Genomic DNA, 20,682 nt, shown 5'->3' on the forward strand with positions numbered 1-20,682 from the left:
GTACGGCTACTGATCAGCGTCGTCGCTGCCGGAGGTCTCTTCCACCCGAGGCGGTTGCCGCCATGAGTCGGGCCGACGCCCCGGGACCGATGGCGGTCCGTATTGACGGGTACGTCGCAGCCGGGAGTACTCCCCTCCGCAGGTAGAAGCGTACGCGAAATACCAAGCATTGGTAAAGGCCATGGCAAACAAGAGCCAAAAGACCAGGTCAGGGCGGGTCAAAAGTCGCTTTACCGTCAACACCCCGGACGGCTCGGCACGCCGTCCGGGGGCGGGCGCGGCTCCTGGGGCAGTCAGCGTCCGCCGTTGCGACGGGCTGTCGCGACCCGGTCGAGGAGCTGCCGCAGGACCTGGCTACCCGGCGGGAGCTCCGGCGGGTCGTACGTCCACGTGTGGCCGACCCAGGGGTCCGCGAGGTGGTCGTCGGGCACCGGCGTCAGGCGCAGCAGCGCGCGCCACAGCGGGTCGAGCAGCGGGCCGTACTCGGCGGCGTCCTCACGGTCGGCGACCATCATCAGGTGGACGCCGACGGCCGGACCCTCGTCCGCGAGGTAGCGCAACTGGGTCACGGCACGGTCGTCGAAGCCGTGCGGGAAGTCGTTGACGATCAGGAGCTGCTCGGCCGTGTCGAGGTCCGGGGGCAGCGCGTCGGCCGCGCCGCCGCGAACGGCCATCTGGACCAGGTCCACGCGCTGGGTGAGCCGGCCGAGGACCTCCGCGACGCCGGCCGGGCCGGCGGCCGGGGGCCCGGCCAGCACACCGGCCGACACCAGTGGCGCGAGCGCCGCCGTGGCGGCACCCGCCGCGTCGATGACGTGCACCTGGAACTCGCCGGCCGGATAGGCCGCCAGCAGCCGGGCCGCGTGCACGACCGCGGTGTCCACGGCCAGCCTGCGCAGCTCGGTGGAGTCGGTGGCGTGGTTGGTGAGGGCCTTGCCGCTGTCGATCCACAGGCCGCGCTCCAAGGGGAGCCGGACGAGCATCGGGATCCGCAGGTCGACGCGCTCGGGCAGGTGGAGGTCGCCGAGGCGCAGCGCCATGGGGATCTCCATGGGCGCGCGGTAGGCCTGCCAGGCGGGGTTGCTCCACGCCGCGAACGCCGGGGGCAGGGCGGGCTCGACGACGTCGGCCTCGGCGGCGAGCTGGGCGAGGTCGCGGTCGAGGGCGGCCCTGGCCCGGCCGACGAGGTCGGCGTGCTTGGCGCGGGCACTCTCGCGAGCCGCGTCGCCCGCGCCGCCGATGCGGCTGCGCGGGTCGGACAGGACCTTGTCGAGCTCCTGCTCCATGCGGGAGTCGGCGAAGTCGACGGCGCTGCGGTACGCGGCCGTGGTGCGGGCCAGGTCCTCGAACATGCCCCACACCTGGTTGTAGAGCCGCTCCTCCATGGACCAGCCGGTGGCGTCGCCCGCGACGGGCCGGGCGGGCTCACCGGACCTGGCCGGGGGCGCGGTGGGAGCGGGCGGCGGTGGCGCGGTGGTGCGGCGTCCGGGGTGGGTGTAGTCGACGGGGCCCGCGGCGCTCGGCGGGTCCGTGGGGGCGGCGGGGGCGTCGCCGGGCGGTCGGCCCTGGGCCGGACCCGGCCGGCCGGGCGGGGATGTGGGGCGGCCCTGCGGAGGTGCGGGCTGCGGCGCGGTGCTCTCGCCGTGCGCCGGGGCGGCCTCGCCCTGGGGGGCGGTGCGCACCCGGGTGTCGTCGGCGGAGCGGGGCGGGGGCGGGGCGACGGACCGGGCCAGGCCCCGCGCCACCGCCTCGTCGATCGCGCCGGAGAGCTCGCGGGCCTCGGGCAGCCCCTGGTCGGCGAGCAGGTCGGCGAGGCCGCCCGCGTACCCCTGGCCGACGGCGCGGACCTTCCAGGCGCCCTGGCGGCGGTAGAGCTCCAGGGCGACGACGGCGGACTCGGCGTCCAGGTCGGTGACGGTGTAGCTGGCGACCTCGGCACCGTCGAGCGTGGTGACGGCGACGAAGGGGGCGGCGAGGGCGCGGAAACTGGCCGGCCCCCCGACGCCGGCGGGCAGCGCGAGCAGGACGCTGACCCGGTGGACGGCGTCCTGCAGGGCATCGAGGTCCACGGCGAGCCGGTGGTCGGCGGCCGCCTGCCTGGACACTTCGAGACCCGGCAGGGCGGGCGAGCCGGGGTGGGCCACCCACTCCACCGTGCGTACCCTGCCCCGGTCGTCGCCGAGCGTGGCGCCGGCCACGACCGGCGTGCCGGCCGATACGCGGATCTCCAGGCGGTTCCCGGGAAGCGGGTGGTTCTGCCCCCGCACCAGCTCGGCCGTCATCGCCTTGTACCCCCTCGCAGGACTCCCGTCGAGCCCTCGTACTTCGTCTGTACGGACGTGCTGTCAGGTGCGGCGTACGGGCACGCTCACAGGTGCGGCAGGATCGACGGCATCAGGTCCTGGAAGGTGCGGCCGTTGGCGGGGTTGCCGATGGCTGTCATCTGCCAGCCCGGGCCCGCGCGGTGGACCTTCGCCATGATCTGCGCGGTGTACTGGCCGCCGCCGTCCAGGGTGTAGCGCGCGAGCTCCTGGCCGTTGGTCTCGTCCACCAGGCGGCAGAACGCGTTCTGCACCTCCTGGAAGGTCTGGCCGGTGAAGGAGTTCACCGTGAAGACGATCTGGTCGATGTGGACGGGGATCCGCTGGAGGTCCACGAGGATCGCCTCGTCGTCGCCGCCCTGTCCGACGCCGCCCACGAGGTTGTCGCCGGTGTGCCGCACCGAGCCGTCGTCGCTGACCAGGTGACGGAAGAAGACGACGTCCACCGGCTGCTTGTCCGCGAACAGCACCGCCGAGGCGTCCAGGTCGACCTCGCGGGTCCGCGAGCCGAACAGGCCGCGGCGGGGCGCCGCCTGCCACCCGAGTCCCATGCGCACCGCGGTCAGGGCGCCCCCGTCGTCCTTCTGCAGGCTGATGGCCTGACCCTTGGTCATGTTGACCGTCACGCGCTGTCCCCTCTCGAACTGCCTGGGCAACCGCCACTTGCGGTTGCCCAGCACCCTATGCAGTGCGACCTGCGGTGCAGCACTGCGGGCCGCACTTTGTGGCGGTCTTGCAACAGACCGCGCAGTACGCCGCTCCGCCTCCCCGGGGGAGGTTCCAGGGCCCGTACCTACGCCTGGCCCGCCTCCCTCATCTGCCGCAGTTCCTTCTTCATCTCCGACACCTCGTCGCGCAGCCGGGCGGCGATCTCGAACTGCAGGTCGGCGGCGGCCGCGCGCATGCGCTCGGTCATCTCCTCGATCTGCTCGGCCAGTTCGGCGGCGGGGCGGTCGGTCGGGACGGTCTCCGCGCCCTTCTTGCCCTTGGCCTTGGACGCGGTCGCCTTGCCGGCCTTGGCCGTCTCGCCGCCGAGCGAGGGCACCGGCGCCTTGGCGCCCTTGCCCGCCTTCGGCTTGCGGTAGTCGGAGCCGAGGAGCTCCTCGGTGTCGACCTCTTCGCGCGCGATGGCCGACACGATGTCGTTGATCTTCTTGCGCAGGGGCTGCGGGTCGAGGCCCCGCTCCGTGTTGTACGCGATCTGCTTCTCCCGGCGACGGTTGGTCTCGTCGATGGCCTTCTCCATGGCCGGGGTGATCTTGTCGGCGTACATGTGGACCTGGCCCGAGACGTTGCGCGCGGCGCGGCCGATGGTCTGGATCAGGGAGGTCCCGGAGCGCAGGAAGCCCTCCTTGTCGGCGTCGAGGATCGCCACCAGGGAGACCTCGGGCAGGTCGAGGCCCTCTCGGAGGAGGTTGATGCCGACCAGCACGTCGTACTCGCCGGCCCGCAGCTCGCGCAGGAGCTCGACACGGCGCAGGGTGTCGACGTCGCTGTGCAGGTAGCGGACCTGGATGCCCAGTTCCAGGAAGTAGTCGGTGAGGTCCTCGGCCATCTTCTTGGTGAGCGTGGTGACCAGGACGCGCTCGTCCTTCTCGGTGCGCATACGGATCTCGTGCACCAGGTCGTCGATCTGGCCCTCGGTGGGCTTGACGACGACCTCGGGGTCGACGAGGCCGGTGGGGCGGATGATCTGCTCGACGAAGCCGTCGCCGCGCGAGAGCTCGTACTTCCCCGGGGTCGCCGAGAGGTAGACGGTCTGGCCGATGCGGCCGAGGAACTCCTCCCACTTCAGCGGGCGGTTGTCCAGCGCGGAGGGCAGCCGGAAACCGTGGTCGACCAGGGTGCGCTTGCGGGAGGCGTCGCCCTCGTACATCGCGCCGATCTGGGGAACCGTGACGTGCGACTCGTCCAGGACGAGGAGGAAGTCGTCGGGGAAGTAGTCGATGAGGGTGTTCGGCGCGGAGCCGGGCTCGCGGCCGTCGAAGTGCATCGAGTAGTTCTCCACGCCGGAGCAGGAGCCGATCTGGCGGAGCATCTCCAGGTCGTATGTCGTGCGCATGCGCAGACGCTGGGCCTCCAGCATCTTGCCCTGCTTCTCCAGCTCGGCGAGGCGCTCGGCGAGCTCCTTCTCGATGCCGTTGACCGCCTTCTCCATGCGCTCGGGGCCCGCCACGTAGTGCGAGGCGGGGAAGACGTACAGGTGGTCGTCGTCGCTGATGACCTCGCCGGTGAGCGGGTGGAGGGTGGAGAGCGCCTCGATCTCGTCGCCGAACATCTCGATGCGGACGGCCAGCTCCTCGTAGACCGGGAAGATCTCGATGGTGTCGCCGCGCACGCGGAAGGTGCCGCGGGTGAACGCCAGGTCGTTGCGCGCGTACTGGATGTCGACGAAGCGGCGCAGGAGCTGGTCCCGGTCGATCTCGTCGCCGACCTTGAGCGGGACCATGCGGTCCACGTACTCCTGCGGGGTGCCGAGGCCGTAGATGCAGGAGACCGAGGCGACCACGACGACGTCGCGGCGGGTCAGCAGCGAGTTCGTCGCGGAGTGGCGCAGGCGCTCGACCTCCTCGTTGATCGAGGAGTCCTTCTCGATGTAGGTGTCGGACTGCGGGACGTACGCCTCGGGCTGGTAGTAGTCGTAGTACGAGACGAAGTACTCCACCGCGTTGTTCGGCAGGAGCTCGCGGAACTCGTTCGCCAGCTGGGCGGCCAGCGTCTTGTTCGGCGCCATCACCAGGGTGGGGCGCTGGAGCTTCTCGATCATCCACGCGGTGGTGGCCGACTTGCCGGTGCCGGTCGCGCCGAGGAGGACGACGTCCTTCTCACCTGCGCGCACGCGCCGGTCCAGCTCGGCGATGGCCGCCGGCTGGTCACCGCTGGGCTGGTACGGGCTGACGACCTCGAAAGGTGCCACCGTGCGTTCGATCTTGGATACGGGCCGCATGGAAACCACCGTACGACCCCGCACTGACAACCGGGCGGGATCGGCCGCCCGGCGGCGTCCCTGGCCGGGTCAGGACGGGGTCACCAGTTCTGCGGGGTGCGGGAGCCGGGGCGGGTGCGAGGGCGGGGCCTGGTCCGGCGGCGGGCCGCGGGCACGTGCCGGTCGCCCGAGCGCGGGACCGGGTAGGACTGCCGGCTGCGGGAGCCGTTCGCGGAGTTCCTGACATCCGCCTGGCCGCCCATCACCATGAGCGGGTCGAACATCACGATCACGCCCGCCAGGACCAGGAAGGCGAGCGGCCCGATCATCATGGGCGCGAGGATCTCGGCGGGCGAGTCACCGGGCGGCGCGGCGCCCGAGCCGTGCAGATGGACGCTGAGCCCGGCCATCCCCATGTAGTGCATGCCGCTCACGGCCAGGCCCATGACGAGGCTCGCGCCCAGGCTCCACAGGAAGCCCCTGACCTGCCCCGCGGCCCAGAGCGCCGCGGTGGCCGCGACCATGGCGATCACGACGGACGCGGCCACGGTCAGGGTGTTGTACTCCAGCGTCCCGCGAAGGCGCATACCGGCCATTCCCAGGTAGTGCATCGAGGCGACACCGAGTCCGGTGACCGTTCCGCCGGTGAAGAGGGCGGTGCCGGTGGCGCCGCGGTAGCCGACGATGAAGATGCCGACACCGACCATGACGATGGCGACGGCGAGGCTCGCGAAGGTCAGCGCCTTGTCGTAGTGGATCGGGGCCTCCTCGACGCTGAAGCCCATCATCGCGATGAAGTGCATGGTCCAGATCCCGGACCCGATCGCGGCCGAGCCGAGCGCCAGCCAGCCGGGCCGCCAGGAGTGCGCGACGAGCAGCGATCTGGTCGTGCAGCGCAGTCCGAGCGCTCCTCCCAGACAGGCCATGAGATAGGCCACCACCGGTGTGACGACTCCGTAGCTGAACCCGTCGACCGTGCCCTGCATGCGCGGTAGCCCTTCCTCCTGTTGTGCCCAAATGCCACTGAAACGTCCCGTTCACCCCCCGCCGACCGCCATCTGAAAGGCCGTCGGCTGAGGCAGAGAGTAAAGCTCACGCCGGAACGTACGAACGATTTTCCGGCAAAGAATCGCCGTCCCCACGCGCGGGGTCCTCGACTTTGATGACTCCGTTCAACCTGTGGCCATCCTGCACCTGTCTCCCGTTGGCCGCGGACTGTCACTCTCATCCGGTCCGCGATCTCACGACGCGAGGAGTACCCGTGTACGCACGTGCTGCCGCCACCACCGTCGCCCTCTTCGGAGCCGGTGCACTCGTCCTCCCGACCGCCACCGCCACGGCGCGTCCCCACACGGCGCCGAGCACCGCCCGGCACGACAGGCCGGTGGTCGTCGCGCACCGCGGCGCCTCCGCCTACGCCCCCGAGAACACCTTCGCGGCCATAGACAAGGCCCGCGACATGGGGTTCCGCTGGGTCGAGAACGACGTCCAGCGGACCAAGGACGGCGAACTGGTGATCGTGCACGACGACACCCTGACGCGCACGACCGACGTCGAGCAGGTCTTCCCCGACCGTGCCCCCTGGAAGGTCAAGGACTTCACGGCCGCGGAGATCGCGAAGCTCGACGCGGGCAGCTGGTTCGGCCCCCGGTACGCGGGGCAGCGCGTCCCCACCCTGAAGCAGTACATGCGGCGCGTGTCGCACAACCACCAGAATCTGGTCTTCGAGTTCAAGAAGCCCGAGCTGTACCCGGGCATCGAGAAGGAGGGCCTGCGGGTCCTGCGCGACACGGGCTGGCTGAACAAGCACCACGTCAAGAGCAAGCTCGTCATCCAGAGCTTCAGCGCGGACAGCGTGAAGAAGGTGCACGAGCTGCGGCCCGACGTGAAGACCGGCTTCCTCGGCACCCCCGCGGCCGCCGACCTGCCCCGGTACGCGCGGTTCGCCGACCAGATCAACTCGACGCACACGTCCATCTCGGCCGACTACGTCTCCGCGATCCACCGGCTCAAGGGTCCGCACGGCAAGCCGCTGGAAATCTTCACGTGGACCGTCAACGACGGCCCGAGCGCGGTCCGCGCGGCGGGCTTCGGCGTGAACGGGATCATCACCAACACCCCCGACGTCGTCCGCAAGGCGCTGCGCGACGGCTGACGGGCCCCGGAGACTGGCGAGCCCGGAGGGTGTGGCCGGTCCACGGGCGGGCGGCCGGGCGGACCGTCCGGCCGCGGCCGTCCCGCCGCGTTGTCAGTGGCCGCCCGTACGGTGGTCGGCATGAACGCCACTGCGCAGGACCAGCGTGCGGCCGTGTGGGCCGTCGTCGACAGCGACATCGGTCCGCTGCTGCTCGCCGCGACCGGTGAAGGGCTGATCACCGTGGCCTTCCACGCCACTCCCGCGGTGCGCGACAAGACCCTGGAGCGGCTCGGCTCCCGCCTGGGGACCGAGCCGGTCCACGCGCCGGATTCTCCCCTGCTCGCCGAGCCGATACGCCAGCTCGCCGAGTACTTCGCGGGCGGGCGCCACCGCTTCGAGCTGCCGCTCGACTGGTCCCTGGTCTCCGGGTTCAACCGCCAGGTGCTGCGCGAGCTCGACTCCGGCGTGCCCTACGGCTCCGTGGTGGGGTACGGCGACCTGGCCCACCGGGTCGGCCAGCCGGGCGCGGCCCAGGCCGTGGGCCTCGCGATGGGCGCCAATCCCCTGCCGGTGGTGGTGGCGTGCCACCGCGTGGTGGAGCGCGACGGCGGGATCGGCGGTTTCGGCGGCGGCCTGGAGACCAAGCGGCAGCTGCTCGCCCTGGAGGGAGTGCTTCCGCAGCCGCTGTTCTGACGCCCGCACCGGCACGGGTGGGCGAGCGGGCCGTGCGCGGGGAGGGCGGCCCGGTTTCCGCGCGGCCATGTTTCCCGCGTGCGAACGCCCTGACACACTGCGTCAGTGACTTCGACCGTCGACGCCCCTGACATACCCGCGCCGGAGGCGCTGCCCGCGCTGCGCCGCCGCACGAACGCGGTACTGATCGCCAGTCAGATACTGGGCGGGCTCGGCGTGCCGATCGGCATCGCCCTGGCGCCGATGCTCGCGACCGACGTGAGCGGGACGGAGGCGCTGTCCGGCCTCGCGCCGACCGCGTCCGTGGCGGGCACCGCCCTGCTCTCGCTGCCGCTCGCCGCGCTGATGAACTCGCGCGGGCGGCGCGCCGGCCTCGTCCTCGCGTACGTGATCGGCGCGCTGGGCGGCGGACTCGTGGTGCTCGCCTCGGTCGTCGAGAGCTTCGCCCTGCTGCTGCTCGGCATGGCGGCCTTCGGCGCGGGCTCGCTGGCCACGCTGCAGGCGCGGTTCGCCGCGGCGGACCTCGCCGAGCCCGACCGGCGCGGGAGGGCCATCTCGCACGTCGTCTGGGCCACCACCATCGGCTCCGTCCTCGGGCCGAACATCTCCGCGCCCGCGAGCCGGGTCTTCACCGACACCTCCATCCCCGAGGAGGCCGGTCCGTTCCTCTTCGCGGCGGGGATCTTCGCGGTGGCCGCGCTGGTGGTGGCGGTCCTGCTGCGGCCCGATCCGCTGCTCACCGCCCGTGCGATGGCGCCGGAGGAGAGCGGGACCGCGCAGAGTCGTTCGCTGAAGGCGGGGATCGCCGCGGTGGCCGCTTCGCCGATGGCCCGGCTCGCCCTGGTCACGGTGGCCGCCTCGCACACCGTGATGGTCTCGATCATGGTGATGACCCCGGTCGACCTGGGGCACCACGGCGCGAGTCTGCAGCTGGTCGGCCTGGTCATCAGCGGTCACATCGCGGGCATGTACGCGTTCTCGCCGGTGATGGGGTGGCTGGCCGACCGGTTCGGCAGGCTCTCGGTGATCGGCCTCGCGGTGGGGCTGCTCTGCTGCGCCGCGCTGCTCGCCGGTACGGCGGGGCCCAGCCACGGCCAGACCGCCGCCGGGCTCTTCCTGCTGGGCCTCGGCTGGTCCGCGGGGCTGGTCTCCGGCTCGGCGCTGCTCACCGACTCGGTGCCGCAGCCCGCCCGGGCCGCCGTGCAGGGCCTGTCGGACCTGACGATGAACGCGGCGGCGGGCATCGGCGGCGCCGCCGCGGGCCTGATCGTCGCAAGGGCGAGCTACGGCTGGCTCAACCTCGTCGGCGTCTGCGTGCTGCTGCCGATGGCCGCGCTCGCCGTCCACCGGGCGGTCAAGAAGACCTGACGGACGGCCCCGCCGAGACGTCACGCGGTCACGGGAGCGTGATGTGGTACGCCTTGCGCAGCGTCTCGTGGACGGTCCAGGTGGTGCGGTCGCCCTCGCGCAGCACGGCGGCGTCGCCGGGACCGACCTCCAGGGTGTCGCCGCCCTCGACCGCGACGGTGGCGCGGCCGCTGACGACCACGAAGAGCTCGTTGGCCTCCGTGTCGGTGACCACGCCCGGCGTGATCTGCCAGATGCCGCGCAGCTGCTTGCCGTCGGCCGATTCCCAGAGCACCTTGCCGGTCACCACCGGGGCGCCGGAGACGATCTGCGCCGGGTCGAGCGGCTCGATCTCCAGCTCGACGTCCGGAATATGCACGGCAAAAGACGCGACAGACTGATCATTTGTAGTCATGGCCGGTCACCCTAGCCGGGACTTCGAAGGCACCGCGGCAGGGGTCGCCTTCTGCTCCCGGCCGGTTCGAAGCCGCCTCGAACTCGACCCCGCGGGTTTGGCGGGCCGCCCCGGCCGCCAGGGATGAGGGGAGACCCGACAGGCAGGAGGCAGGCCCGTGCTGGTGGTGTCCGACGAGGTGCAGAAAGCTGTCGCGGAGCGACTCCCCGTGGTGGCCCTGGAGTCCACGATCATCGCGCACGGCCTTCCGCGCCCGCGCAATCTCCAGGTCGCCGAGGAGCTCGAAGAGGTCGTACGGGCGCAGGGCGCCGTTCCCGCCACGATCGCCGTGCTGGACGGACACCCTCATGTCGGCCTGGACAAGGAGCAGTTGAAGCGGGTCGCGAACGAGGACGGCATCCGCAAGCTGGGCCACCGCGATCTGCCGCTCGCCGTCGCGACCGGCGCGAGCGGGGCGACGACGGTGTCGGCGACGGCGCTCCTCGCCGCGCGCGCGGGTGTGCGGGTGTTCGCCACGGGCGGGCTCGGCGGGGTGCACCGGCAGTGGACACGGGCGCAGGACGAGTCGGCCGACCTGGGGCTGCTCGCCCGCACCCGGATCACCGTGGTGTGCGCGGGCGTCAAGTCGATCCTGGACGTGCCGGCGACGCTGGAGCGCCTGGAGACGCTGGGCGTCGCGGTGGCGGGATACGGGACCGACCGCTTTCCCGGCTTCTACCTCGCCGACTCCGGACACCCGGTGGACTGGACGCTGCGTGCGCCCGGGGAGGTCGCGGAGGTGATGCGGGCCCAGGACGCCCTCGACGCGCCGGACTCGGCGCTGATCGTGGCCAATCCGGTGCCGAGCGACAGACAGCTCGACCCCGCGCTGCACGCGCGCGTGCTCGCCGAGGCACTGGAGTCGTGCGAGGAGCGGGGCATCACGGGCCAGGCGATCACCCCGTTCCTGCTGGAGGAACTGGTGCGGCGCAGCGGAGGCGCGTCCCTGGAGGCCAACCTCGCCGCGGTCCGCGGCAACACGCGCCTCGCGGGACGGATCGCGTCGGCCTGGGCCGGACGGTGACGGTGAGGGCCGGCGCCCTGCTGGTCGTCGGGGACGTCGTGACGGACATCGTCGCCCGGCACCGTACGGCGCTCGCGTCCGGCACCGACACGGCCGCCGTCATCCGGACGGTTCCGGGCGGCGCGGGCGCCAACGTGGCGTGCTGGGCGGCGTATTGGGGCCGGTCGGACGTACGTCTCCTCGGCCGGGTCGGCGCCGACGCGGCCGCGTGGCACGAGGCCGCGCTCACCCGCGCGGGGGTGCGGTCCCGGCTGGTCGTCGATGCGGGGGCCTCGACGGGCACGGTGATCTGCCTGGTGGACGGGGGCGCGGCGGCCGAGCGGACGTTCCTCACGGACAGCGGTGCCGCGCTGCGGCTCTCCCCCGCCGACGTCTCGCCCGAACTGCTCGACGGTGTGGCCCTGCTGCACCTCTCCGGCTACCTGTTCTTCGCCGAGCCCGGCCGGGCGGCGGCCCGTGCGGCGCTGACGGCCGCCCACGCGCGGGGCGTTCCGGTGAGCGTGGATCCCGCGTCGGCGGGGTTCCTCGCGGAGACGGGCGCGGAGCGGTTCCTGTCGGCGGTGGACGGGGTCGGCACGCTCCTGCCGAGCCGGGACGAGGCGGAACTGCTCACCGGACTGTCCGACCCGGCGGACGCGGCGGCCGAGTTGAGCCACCGCTTCCCCGCGGTGGTCGTCAAACTCGGCGCCGAGGGCGCGCTGGTGGCACGGGAGGGTGAGGTGCTGGGCCGGGCCCCCGCGGAGCACGCGCGCGTGCACGACTCGACGGGCGCGGGCGACGCGTTCACCGGAGCGTTCCTCGCCGCCCGGCTCGACGGGGCGGACCTCCGCGAGGCGGCGGCAGCGGGGTGCCGGGCGGGGGCGCGGGCCGTGGAACTGGTCGGCGGCAGACCGCCGGGGCCGGACGCGGCGGCGTGAGGGGCGGGAGGGCGCGGCGGTGCGGGCGGGCGGGCCGGATGCGGGTGCCTCGGGAAGAGGACGGCGGCAAAGGAGCAGCCAGGCCGCAGTGGCGTGGACCGGGCCGTCCCACGCCGCCAGTTGGGCCGCTCCACGCCCCCCGCGCCGCCTGCCGGCCCTCCACCACGAGGCCACCAGCCCCGCCCCCGTACCCTTTACGCCTTCCGCCCCCACGTGGAGATCAGCGGTGGAGTCGCCAGGTCCAGCGTGCCCGACGCGACGTTCGTCAGGTGGAGGTCGATGTCCTCCGACGTGACCAGGCCCGCGGCGGTGAGGTCGGGGCGGAGGTGCTGGAACGTCGCGGTCTCCAGAGCCGCGCTCGCCGGTGAGGCGAGCGGGAAGTACACGTCGGACTCCACCTGGCGCAGGCCCGCCTCGCGCAGCATCCTCGGCATCCGGCGCCCGTAGGCGAGGTCGACGCCGCGCTCCGCGAGCAGGGACCGCACGCCATGGCTGAGCCTGTTCGCCACTTCCTGGGCGGGCCCGTGCTCGTCGGGGCAGGTCAGCGGCTGGAGCGCGGGGTCGGGCTCCTCGACGAGGAGCCTGCCGCCGGGCCGCAGCGACCGCAGCATCGACGCCAGGGCCCGCTCCCGGTCGGCCACGCCGGCCAGGACGAGCCGCGCGTGCACGAGGTCGAAGCCCTCGACGGGCGGCGGGTCGGCGGCGACGTCGTGGACCCGCACTTCCAGGGGGGAGCGCGCGGCCCGCGTCTGCCACGACGTGTCGATGTCGGTCGCGAGGACCCGGCCCGTGGGCCCGACGCGTCGGGCGAGCCAGGAGATCACGGAGGTGCCGCCCGCCCCGACCTCCCAGCAGCGCCAGCCGGGGCCGATGCCGAGGCGTTCGATGTGCCCGAAGGTCGTGGGGTCGAAGAGCGCGGCGAAGGCGTCGGAGCGCGACCGCGCCTCGGAGTGCCGGGCGTCGGGGAGCTGCCGGTGGTCGGCGAGCTGCCGGGGGCCGGGGTACTGCCGGGGGTCGAGGAGATGACCGTCGATTCGCGTCATGCCGCGATCATCCCAGTTGTCCCGCTTGCTCCCGGTAGGCAGAACCGGGCAATCCGGAACGGAGTTCTCCGTTCCCACAGGCCTTGGCGGGGCATCGGACCGTACTGGCAGACTGGCACGCCACGTCGCCGGTGCAAGGAGCCCCTATGTCGATGGCAGGCAATCTGCGGAAGGTCGGGAACCTGCGCAAGGTCAGCGGCCTGCGCAAGGTGGGCGGCCTGCGCAAGGTCGCGCGTCTGGCCCGCCGCGGTGCCCGCGTCGACCTGAGCCACCCGGCCCGCTCCCCGCTGGGCTCGTCGGTGGTGAACTGCGTGACGTACCGGGAGGGCGTGCGCCAGTCCCCCGGGCGCGATCTGGTCGAGTCCGTGGAGCGGATCCGCAGGTCCGGCGACGGCTTCGTCTGGCTGGGGCTGCACGAGCCGACGGAGGAGGAGTTCGCCGACATCGCCGAGCTCTTCGGCCTGCACCCCCTCGCCGTGGAGGACGCGGTGCACGCCCACCAGCGCCCGAAGGTGGAGCGGTACGACCACACGCTCTTCGCCGTGTTCAAGACCGTCTGCTACGTGGAGCACGGCGAACTGACCTCGACCAGCGAGGTCGTGGACACCGGCGAGATCATGGTCTTCGTCGGCCGGGAGTTCGTCATCACCGTCCGGCACGGCAGGCACGGCTCGCTCGGCCCGCTGCGCGAAGAGCTCGAATCCACGCCCGAGCAGCTCGCCCAGGGCCCGGCCGCGGTGCTGCACGCCATCGCGGACCAGGTCGTGGACGACTACCTCGCGGCGACCGACGCGGTGCAGTCGGACATCGACGAAGTCGAGACGGACGTGTTCGCCCCGGACGGCGCGCGGGCCGACCCGGGCCGCATCTACCAGCTCAAGCGCGAACTGCTCGAACTGAAGCGGGCGGTGGTGCCGCTCGGCCGCCCGCTCCAGGTGCTCGCCAGCCAGCCGATGCGGGTCATCGCCCCGCAGATACAGGCGTACTTCCGGGACGTCGACGACCACTTGAAGCGGGCCACCGAACAGATCGCCGCCTTCGACGAGTTGCTGAACTCGATCCTCCAGGCCCATCTCGCCCAGGTGACGGTCGCGCAGAACGAGGACATGCGGAAGATCACCGCGTGGGCGGCGGTCATCGCGGTGCCGACGATGGTCTGCGGCATGTACGGCATGAACTTCGACCACATGCCCGAACTGCACTGGCAGTACGGCTACCCGATCATCATGTCGCTGGTCGTGAGCGCCTGTTTCGCGCTCTACCGCGGCTTCCGGCGCAGCGGCTGGCTGTGAGCCGCTGACTGCCGAGCGGTACGGCGGGCCGCCGGGGCGGAACCGTCAGCCCTTGGCGTACACGCTCTCGACCCAGCCCGCGAGCTGGTCGTCGGTGAGGTGGGTGGCGAGGTCGGCCTCGCTGATCATGCCGACGAGCCGCTTGTTCTCGATCACCGGCAGGCGGCGGATCTGGTGGCCCTGCATTTCCCTGAGGACCTCGTCGACGTCGGCGCCCGAGTCGATCCAGCGCGGCGTGCCCTTGGCCATGTCGCCCGCGGTGACCTTGGCCGGGTCATGGCCCATGGCCACACAGCCGACGACGATGTCACGGTCGGTGAGGATGCCGCAGAGCCGTTCGTTCTCGTCACTGATGGGCAGCGCGCCCACGTCGAGTTGGCGCATCAGCTGGGCGGCGCGGTCCAGGGTCTCGTGCCTGGGGATCCACTGGGCGCCCCGGTGCATGATGTCTCCGGCGGTGGTCATCACTACCTCCCGTGGCCGGGCGGAGTCCGGAGCGGCACGACGGCGCCGCTGGTCCCGGCGCCCTCATTCTCGCGGCGCCCCCGGCGGCACGCATCCGGAGCGGTCACGCCCGGTCAGCGGTCACGCCCGGTCACAGCCACCACTGCGACGCTCCAGCGTCCAGCACCCCGGCCCCCGGCACCCCGGCACCCCGGCCCTCAGCACCCCAGCACCCCAGCGCCCCAGCACCCGGGAGTTCATCCGCTCCACGCCGGGTGCCGCGGATCGTCCGCCCGCACCACCACATCGGCCGCGGCCGCGGGATCCGTCTCCGTCTCGTACCGCTCGAAGGCCGGCAGCGTCCAGCGCTCGCCCTCGGGCGTTCGCCGCCGCAGGGCGCCCGGCGAGAGCCGCACGTGCACGGTCAGGTCGAACGGGAACCAGTGCCCGAGGAGCAGCGGTCCGTGCAGCAACAGCAGCGCGCCGGGCGGCAGTCGGGCGTACGGGCTGCGCGTCGCACGGTCGGCCACGGGGTCCCAGAGGTCGGGCAGGACCCGGCCCGTGCCGCCGGGGTCGAGCGGCCCGAACACCTCCCGCCACAGCGCCCCGGTGTCGAACCACCCGCCGTAGTACGCCTCCACGTCCTCGTGCCCGTATTCGAACCGCAGCGAAGCGGGCCGCAGGAATCCCTCCGTACCGATCACGAGCGTGCTCCGTCCCCGCAGGCGCAGCGCGTCCGCCACCCGGCGCGCCAGCTCACCGGTGCCGCCCGCCGGGGCCCCGTCGAAGGCCACCCGCGGCCAGGCGCCCCCGTCGGCCGTCTTCAGGTCGAGCAGGCGGTCGGCGAGGGTGTCGGCCATACGTTCCCAGGTGATCGGTTCGAGTCGCACGCGCCCCATGATGCCGCGTGCCGCTTCGCGCGCGGCGCCCGCGGGGAAGAGACAGGCATGGCGAGCTCCCCCGTCTCCCCCGCCGTCCCCGGCGTTCCCTCCGCCCGCGCCGGACCTCTGGTCTTCCAGCCGCTGAAGCGCCGCCACTGCGCCGAGTGCCGCTCGGGGCCGCTGCCGCTGCTCGTCCTGGAGGGCGGCGAGCCGCGCTGCCTGGACTGCGCCGACCTCGGGCACCTCGTGTACCTGCCGCGCGGCGACACGGCGCTCACCCGGCGCGCCCGCGAGGGCAGCGGCCTCTGGGCGGTCGTCGTCCGCTTCCACCGCCGCCGCGCCCGGTACGAACGGCAGGGCGTCCTCGTCGAGGAGCCCGCCCTGACCCGCGCCGAGGAGTGCTGCCTGGCGGACGCGGAGGCACGGGCCAGGCGTCGGGTCCGGGATGCGGCACGGCGGGCCGCGGAGGACGTGCGGTTCACGGCGGAGTTCGCCGCGCAGATCCGCCGGATCTTTCCCGGCTGCCCCGGGGAACGGGCCCGCGCCATCGCCGCCCACGCGTCGGTGCGGGGCAGCGGGCGGGTGGGCAGGAGCGCGGCGGGGCGGGCGCTGTCGCAGGGGGCGGTGACGGCGGCGGTCGGGGCGGCGGTCCGGCACACGGCGACGCCGTACGACCGGTTGCTGATGAGCGGGGTGCCCCGGGGCGAGGCACGGCGCCGGATCGCCCCCGCGGTGGAGGCGACGTTACGGGGCTGGCGCGAGTCCCGTGACGCGGACGGCCCGCGCCGGGCGCAGGCGTGACGCGACACCGACACCCGCACCCGCACCCGCACCCGCACCCGCCACCATCGGTGTCGCCGCCTTCCGCCCCCAAGACGCCCACGTATGCGCCCGCGAGCGTCACGTATGGCTCTCGCGGACCCGGGGGAATTGACTTGTGGTGACGCGGGGGCGCCCTGCAGGATCACCTGCCCGCCCTTCGGCGTAACCGCCCCAGTACCCACGGGAGTTGCCATGATCGATGGACCGTACTTCGTGCTCATCGTGCTCGGGGCGCTCGCCTGCGGCCTCGCCGCCGGGGTGTTCGTCGCGTTCTCCACCTTCGTGATGAAGGGCCTGGCCGCGCTGGAGCCGGCCCAGGGCATCGCCGCGATGAACCGCATCAACGCCGCCGCGGTCGGCCCGGCGTTCATGACCGTGTTCCTGGGGGCCACCGGGCTCTGCGCGGTGCTCGCCGTCGTGACGTTCGTGCTCTGGCCCGAGGAGGGCACCGTCGAGCTGCTGCTCGGCAGCGCGCTGTACCTCGTCGGCTCGTTCGGGGTGACGGTCATGGCGAACATCCCGCGCAACGACGCCCTCGCCGAGACCGACCCGGACAGCGTGGAGGGCGCCGCGTACTGGCGTTCGTACGTCAGCGAGTGGACCGCGTGGAACCACGTCCGGAGCGTCGCCTCACTGGCCGCCACGACGTGCTTCGTCCTCGCCCTCACCTGACCTGACCGGGCCTGACCGGGCCTGACCGGGCCGGGCCTGACCCGGCCTGACGTGACCTGACCGGGTGCTATCACCTCATACACGACGTATGGTGACAAAAAGCCTGCGCCAGGGAGGCGGTGATGGCCGACCCCAAGGGTTTCCTCACCACCGAGCGTCAGGACCGGCCGCGCCGCCCCGTGGAGGAGCGCGTGCGGGACTGGGACGAGGTGTACGTCCCGGGCGGCCTGCTGCCCCTCGTCGAGCGGCAGGCGGACCGCTGCATGGACTGCGGGATCCCGTTCTGCCACGAGGCGTGCCCGCTCGGGAATCTGATCCCCGAGTGGAACGACCTCGTGTCGCGCGCCGACTGGCACGCGGCGGCGGATCGGCTGCACGCCACGAACAACTTCCCCGAGTTCACCGGGCGGCTCTGCCCCGCCCCCTGTGAGGCGGGCTGCGTCCTCGCGATCAACCGGCCCGCGGTGACGATCAAGAACGTCGAAGTCGCCGTCGCCGACCGGATCTGGGCCGACGGTCTCGCCCCGCCCCGTCCCCCGCAGCGGCACTCCGGGAAGACCGTCGCCGTCGTCGGGTCGGGGCCCGCGGGCCTCGCCGCCGCGCAGCAGCTGGCGCGCGCCGGGCACACCGTCGCGGTGTACGAGCGGGACGACCGGCCGGGCGGGCTGCTGCGGTACGGGATCCCGGCCTTCAAGATGGAGAAGCGCCACCTGGAACGCAGGCTCGGGCAGTTGACCGCCGAGGGCGTGCGCTTTTGCACGTCGACGGAGGTCGGCCTGGACGTGGACGCGGGGCAGCTGCGCGGCAGGTACGACGCGGTGGTGCTCGCCGTGGGGGCGACGGCGAGCCGCGATCTGGACGTGCCGGGGCGTGGGCTGACCGGCATCGAGCAGGCCATGACCTATCTGCCGCTCGCCAACCGCGTGTGCGAGGGAGACCTGGACGTCTCGCCGCTGAGCGCGGCCGGCCGGCACGTCGTCATCGTGGGCGGCGGCGACACCGGCGCCGACTGCCTGGGCACGGCGGTGCGTGAGGGGGCGGCGTCCGTCACACAGCTGGACATCTACGCGCGCCCCGGTGAGGCACGGGACGAGGCGACGGAGCCGTGGCCCACGTACCCGAAGATCTACCGGCTCTCCGCGGCGCACGAGGAGGCCGGGGAGCTGCGGACCGCGCCCGCGGCTCAGTACGACGCGCGCCTGTTCTCGGCGTCCACGCTGCGCTTCGAGGGGGACGCGTCGGGGCGGGTGCGGGCGGTGTGCCTGACGGAGGTCGACGCGGACCGACGCCCGCTGCCGGGGACGGAACAGGTGCTTCCGGCCGACCTGGTCCTGCTCGCACTCGGCTTCTCCGGACCCGAGCGCACGGCGGGCGGCCTGCTCGACCAGCTCGGCGTGGAGCTCGAAGGGCGGGGCGTGCTCGCCCGCGACACACGGTTCGCGACGAACGTCCCCGGCGTCTTCGCGACCGGCGACGCGGCGCGCGGCCAGTCGCTCGTCGTCTGGGCCATCGCGGAGGGCCGCGCGAGCGCCGCGGCGGTGGACCGCCACCTGACGGGCAAGACGAGCCTGCCGTGCCCGATCACGCCGCACGACCGCCCGATGACGGCGTGACGTCCGGCGCGGCGCCGTCACACCTTCCGCGCGACCGCCCCGTACCCCGGGGTGGGGCCTTCGTCCGAGGCCGGGGTCCACTCGCCCAGTTCCGGCTTCCACCGGTCCAGGACCGCCACTCCGGGCATGACCAGCTCGGTTCCGGAGAAGAAGCGTTCCACCTCGGCCTGTGAGCGCAGCGCCAGGGTCATGCCGCGCGCCTCGTAGAGCTCCCCGGCCCGCTCGGCCGTCTGCGGCGTGAAGTCGGCGGTGCCGTGCGACAGCATCAGGTGGCTGCCGGAGGGCAGGGCCCGCATCAGCTGGTCCACCAGTTCGTACGCGCCGTCCTCGTCCGCGATGAAGTGCAGCAGCGCGACCAGGCACAGGGCCACGGGCCGTTCGAGGTCCAGGATGCGTGAGGCCTCTTCGAGGATCTTCTCCGGCTCGCGGAAGTCCGCCTGGATGTACTCGGTGACGCCCTGCGGCGTCGAACGCAGCAGCGCCTCGGCGTGCGCGAGGACGATGGGGTCGTTGTCGCAGTAGACGACGCGGGACTCCGGTGCGATCCGCTGGGCGATCTGGTGGAGGTTCGGCTCGGTCGGTATGCCGGTGCCGATGTCCAGGAACTGCCGTACGCCCTGGGAGGCGAGCCAGCGCGTGGCGCGCTGCATGAACGCGCGGTTGGCCCGCGCCGTCGTCAGGACCCGCCCGTCCATCGCGACGAGCTGGCGGCCCATCTCCTCGTCCACGGGGTAGTTGTCCTTGCCCCCGAGGAACCAGTCGTACATCCGTGCGGGATGCGGCTTGCTGGTGTCGATGTACGACGAATCGGTCATGCGGGCTCCAAGCGTCGGCGACGGGCGGGGACGGTGGCGCTCAGGACAGCAGGAAGTCCGCCTCGCCGTCCTTCGCCCCCTGGATGAACGCGGTGATCTCGCCGTGCGTGTAGATCAGCGCGGGGCCGTCGGGGTCGGCGGACTGACGCACGGCCACGCGACCGTCGGCCAGTTTCATGGCCTCCAGGCAGTTGCCGCCGTTGCCGCCGCTCCACGGCTTGTGCCAGCCCTCGGTGCCGAGGTCACGGGCGGGCATTCCGTTGTAGATCCGGGACTCGCTGCGCGAATCGTCGCGGGCCCCTGGTGAACGCGGACCGGCAGGGCGCGTTCCGGCTCGGTGTCGGTCCATGTCACAGCTCCTTGCGGAGGTCCCGGAGGATCTCCTTCGTGCGTTGTGCGGTGGCGGCCTGCGCCGCCATGCGGTCCATGACCTCCAGGTGGGTGGCCACCTCGGTGCGCGCGTCCAGGTAGACGGCGCCGGTCAGGTACTCGCTGTAGACCATGTCGGGCAGCTCCGCCATGGCGAAGCGGAAGAGCACGAACGGTCCGTACGTTCCGGGGTGCGGGCCCGCCGCGAAGGTCGCGACCTGCAGGGTGACGTGGGGCAGCTCGGCGGCTTCGAGCAGCCGGTCGAGCTGCTCGCGCATCACATCGGCGTCGCCCACGGGCCTGCGCAGCGCGGTCTCGTCCATGACCACCCACAGCCGGGGCGCGTCCTCGCGGGTGAGCAGGGACTGGCGCTCCATGCGCAGCGCCACGTACCGCTCGATGTCCGTGGGACGGGTCTGGCCGATGGCGCCGGAGCGCATCACGCCGCGCGCGTACTCCTCGGTCTGCAGGAGTCCCGGCACGAAGTGGGGTTCATAGGACCTGATGAGGCTGGCCGCGCCCTCCAGGCTGACGTACATGCTGAACCAGCCGGGCAGGATGTCGTGGAACCGCTGCCACCAGCCGGGCTTGTTGGCCTCCTCGGCCAGCATGACGAAGGATTCGGCCTCGTCGTCCGCGACGCCGTAGGCCTTCAGGAGCAGCTGGAGATACGGGATCTTCAGCGCGACCTCGGCCGTCTCCATGCGGCGGACGGTGGCGGGGGCGACGCGGAGGATCTTCGCGGCCTCCTCGCGTTTGAGGCCCGCGCTCTCGCGCAGGTCCTGCAGGCGACGACCGAGAACGACCTGGCCGACGGTCGGCGCGGACCGCGGTTCGCTCACGTCTCCTACCTCCACCTGACTGCGCGTTGCTTCAACTCACACCGCACCGCGAGCTGTAGCGAGCAGTGTG

20 protein-coding genes are annotated in these 20,682 nt (G+C 72.7%); 9 read left to right on the forward strand and 11 right to left on the reverse strand.

The genetic code is table 11. The annotated features are described in order from the left end of the window. Positions 1-293 precede the first annotated feature (293 nt). From ACZ592_RS31150 to ACZ592_RS31165, 4 genes are all read right to left on the reverse strand, one after another. Positions 294-2,282, reverse strand: a complete 1,989-nt coding sequence (locus ACZ592_RS31150) for a TerD family protein (protein ID WP_471585012.1) — start codon at positions 2,280-2,282, stop codon at positions 294-296. An 86-nt stretch (positions 2,283-2,368) separates the two neighbouring features. Further along, the gene (locus ACZ592_RS31155) at positions 2,369-2,947 is read right to left on the reverse strand and encodes a TerD family protein (protein ID WP_471585013.1); all 579 of its coding nucleotides are present in this window, start codon (positions 2,945-2,947) and stop codon (positions 2,369-2,371) included. A gap of 167 nt (positions 2,948-3,114) precedes the next feature. Continuing rightward, the gene (gene uvrB / locus ACZ592_RS31160) at positions 3,115-5,268 is read right to left on the reverse strand and encodes an excinuclease ABC subunit UvrB (RefSeq protein ID WP_471585014.1); all 2,154 of its coding nucleotides are present in this window, start codon (positions 5,266-5,268) and stop codon (positions 3,115-3,117) included. A gap of 80 nt (positions 5,269-5,348) precedes the next feature. Further along, positions 5,349-6,233, reverse strand: a complete 885-nt coding sequence (locus tag ACZ592_RS31165; protein WP_471585015.1) for an MHYT domain-containing protein — start codon at positions 6,231-6,233, stop codon at positions 5,349-5,351. A 275-nt stretch (positions 6,234-6,508) separates the two neighbouring features. Between ACZ592_RS31165 and ACZ592_RS31170 the strand changes: the two genes are divergently transcribed. From ACZ592_RS31170 to ACZ592_RS31180, 3 genes are all read left to right on the forward strand, one after another. Continuing rightward, a complete protein-coding gene (locus ACZ592_RS31170; protein WP_471585016.1) occupies positions 6,509-7,402 on the forward strand; it encodes a glycerophosphodiester phosphodiesterase family protein in 894 nt (297 codons plus the stop codon). A 120-nt stretch (positions 7,403-7,522) separates the two neighbouring features. Beyond that, the gene (locus ACZ592_RS31175; RefSeq protein WP_471585017.1) at positions 7,523-8,077 is read left to right on the forward strand and encodes a methylated-DNA--[protein]-cysteine S-methyltransferase; all 555 of its coding nucleotides are present in this window, start codon (positions 7,523-7,525) and stop codon (positions 8,075-8,077) included. 105 nt (positions 8,078-8,182) lie between these two features. Next, positions 8,183-9,445, forward strand: coding sequence for an MFS transporter (locus ACZ592_RS31180; protein ID WP_471585018.1), 1,263 nt, complete (start codon positions 8,183-8,185; stop codon positions 9,443-9,445). A gap of 28 nt (positions 9,446-9,473) precedes the next feature. On the opposite strand, the gene ACZ592_RS31185 is transcribed toward ACZ592_RS31180, so the two are convergent. After that, on the reverse strand, positions 9,474-9,839 hold the full coding sequence (locus ACZ592_RS31185; protein ID WP_471585019.1) for a cupin domain-containing protein: 366 nt from the start codon (positions 9,837-9,839) through the stop codon (positions 9,474-9,476). A 157-nt stretch (positions 9,840-9,996) separates the two neighbouring features. Here ACZ592_RS31185 and ACZ592_RS31190 point away from each other — a divergent pair, with 157 nt between their 5' ends. Both ACZ592_RS31190 and ACZ592_RS31195 read left to right on the forward strand, forming a co-directional pair. Beyond that, positions 9,997-10,902: a pseudouridine-5'-phosphate glycosidase gene (locus ACZ592_RS31190; RefSeq protein WP_471585020.1), complete on the forward strand. Its 906-nt coding sequence runs from the start codon at positions 9,997-9,999 to the stop codon at positions 10,900-10,902. Continuing rightward, complete coding sequence (locus tag ACZ592_RS31195) at positions 10,899-11,819, forward strand: carbohydrate kinase family protein (RefSeq protein WP_471585021.1); 921 nt, start codon at positions 10,899-10,901, stop codon at positions 11,817-11,819. The genes ACZ592_RS31190 and ACZ592_RS31195 overlap by 4 nt, the downstream gene beginning before the upstream one ends. A gap of 194 nt (positions 11,820-12,013) precedes the next feature. Here the strand turns inward: ACZ592_RS31195 and ACZ592_RS31200 are convergent, their stop codons facing one another. Beyond that, positions 12,014-12,862: a methyltransferase domain-containing protein gene (locus ACZ592_RS31200; RefSeq protein WP_471585022.1), complete on the reverse strand. Its 849-nt coding sequence runs from the start codon at positions 12,860-12,862 to the stop codon at positions 12,014-12,016. Between the two features lie 164 nt (positions 12,863-13,026). On the opposite strand from ACZ592_RS31200, the gene ACZ592_RS31205 reads away from it, so the two are divergent. Continuing rightward, positions 13,027-14,154, forward strand: a complete 1,128-nt coding sequence (locus ACZ592_RS31205) for a magnesium and cobalt transport protein CorA (RefSeq protein WP_471585108.1) — start codon at positions 13,027-13,029, stop codon at positions 14,152-14,154. 45 nt (positions 14,155-14,199) lie between these two features. On the opposite strand, the gene ACZ592_RS31210 is transcribed toward ACZ592_RS31205, so the two are convergent. Next, on the reverse strand, positions 14,200-14,619 hold the full coding sequence (locus tag ACZ592_RS31210) for a CBS domain-containing protein (RefSeq protein WP_471585023.1): 420 nt from the start codon (positions 14,617-14,619) through the stop codon (positions 14,200-14,202). A gap of 236 nt (positions 14,620-14,855) precedes the next feature. After that, entirely contained in the window at positions 14,856-15,497 is a 642-nt protein-coding gene (locus ACZ592_RS31215; RefSeq protein ID WP_471585024.1) for a nucleoside/nucleotide kinase family protein, read from the reverse strand. 48 nt (positions 15,498-15,545) lie between these two features. On the opposite strand from ACZ592_RS31215, the gene ACZ592_RS31220 reads away from it, so the two are divergent. From ACZ592_RS31220 to ACZ592_RS31230, 3 genes are all read left to right on the forward strand, one after another. Next, complete coding sequence (locus tag ACZ592_RS31220) at positions 15,546-16,280, forward strand: DUF2293 domain-containing protein (RefSeq protein ID WP_471585025.1); 735 nt, start codon at positions 15,546-15,548, stop codon at positions 16,278-16,280. 213 nt (positions 16,281-16,493) lie between these two features. Beyond that, entirely contained in the window at positions 16,494-16,973 is a 480-nt protein-coding gene (locus tag ACZ592_RS31225; protein WP_471585026.1) for an anthrone oxygenase family protein, read from the forward strand. Positions 16,974-17,095: 122 nt separating this feature from the next. After that, complete coding sequence (locus tag ACZ592_RS31230; RefSeq protein ID WP_471585027.1) at positions 17,096-18,586, forward strand: glutamate synthase subunit beta; 1,491 nt, start codon at positions 17,096-17,098, stop codon at positions 18,584-18,586. 17 nt (positions 18,587-18,603) lie between these two features. On the opposite strand, the gene ACZ592_RS31235 is transcribed toward ACZ592_RS31230, so the two are convergent. The 3 genes from ACZ592_RS31235 to ACZ592_RS31245 form a co-directional block, all read right to left on the reverse strand. Then, positions 18,604-19,401 (reverse strand): SAM-dependent methyltransferase, encoded by a 798-nt coding sequence (locus ACZ592_RS31235; RefSeq protein ID WP_471585028.1) that lies wholly within the window; start codon positions 19,399-19,401, stop codon positions 18,604-18,606. Positions 19,402-19,441: 40 nt separating this feature from the next. Beyond that, positions 19,442-19,657 (reverse strand): DUF397 domain-containing protein, encoded by a 216-nt coding sequence (locus tag ACZ592_RS31240; protein WP_471585109.1) that lies wholly within the window; start codon positions 19,655-19,657, stop codon positions 19,442-19,444. 94 nt (positions 19,658-19,751) lie between these two features. Next, entirely contained in the window at positions 19,752-20,612 is an 861-nt protein-coding gene (locus ACZ592_RS31245) for a helix-turn-helix domain-containing protein (protein WP_471585029.1), read from the reverse strand. Positions 20,613-20,682 lie beyond the last annotated feature (70 nt).

The sequence above is a fragment of the Streptomyces sp. NPDC040622 genome (assembly GCF_055593965.1).

Coding starts and splice junctions, on each gene's coding strand:
- ACZ592_RS31150 (WP_471585012.1), bottom strand. CDS start 2,282: ATGACGGCCGAGCTGGTGCGGGGGCAGAACCACCCGCTTCCCGGGAAC.
- uvrB (WP_471585014.1), bottom strand. CDS start 5,268: ATGCGGCCCGTATCCAAGATCGAACGCACGGTGGCACCTTTCGAGGTC.
- ACZ592_RS31165 (WP_471585015.1), bottom strand. CDS start 6,233: ATGCAGGGCACGGTCGACGGGTTCAGCTACGGAGTCGTCACACCGGTG.
- ACZ592_RS31175 (WP_471585017.1), top strand. CDS start 7,523: ATGAACGCCACTGCGCAGGACCAGCGTGCGGCCGTGTGGGCCGTCGTC.
- ACZ592_RS31185 (WP_471585019.1), bottom strand. CDS start 9,839: ATGACTACAAATGATCAGTCTGTCGCGTCTTTTGCCGTGCATATTCCG.
- ACZ592_RS31200 (WP_471585022.1), bottom strand. CDS start 12,862: ATGACGCGAATCGACGGTCATCTCCTCGACCCCCGGCAGTACCCCGGC.
- ACZ592_RS31210 (WP_471585023.1), bottom strand. CDS start 14,619: ATGACCACCGCCGGAGACATCATGCACCGGGGCGCCCAGTGGATCCCC.
- ACZ592_RS31215 (WP_471585024.1), bottom strand. CDS start 15,497: ATGGGGCGCGTGCGACTCGAACCGATCACCTGGGAACGTATGGCCGAC.
- ACZ592_RS31220 (WP_471585025.1), top strand. CDS start 15,546: ATGGCGAGCTCCCCCGTCTCCCCCGCCGTCCCCGGCGTTCCCTCCGCC.
- ACZ592_RS31225 (WP_471585026.1), top strand. CDS start 16,494: ATGATCGATGGACCGTACTTCGTGCTCATCGTGCTCGGGGCGCTCGCC.
- ACZ592_RS31230 (WP_471585027.1), top strand. CDS start 17,096: ATGGCCGACCCCAAGGGTTTCCTCACCACCGAGCGTCAGGACCGGCCG.
- ACZ592_RS31235 (WP_471585028.1), bottom strand. CDS start 19,401: ATGACCGATTCGTCGTACATCGACACCAGCAAGCCGCATCCCGCACGG.
- ACZ592_RS31240 (WP_471585109.1), bottom strand. CDS start 19,657: ATGCCCGCCCGTGACCTCGGCACCGAGGGCTGGCACAAGCCGTGGAGC.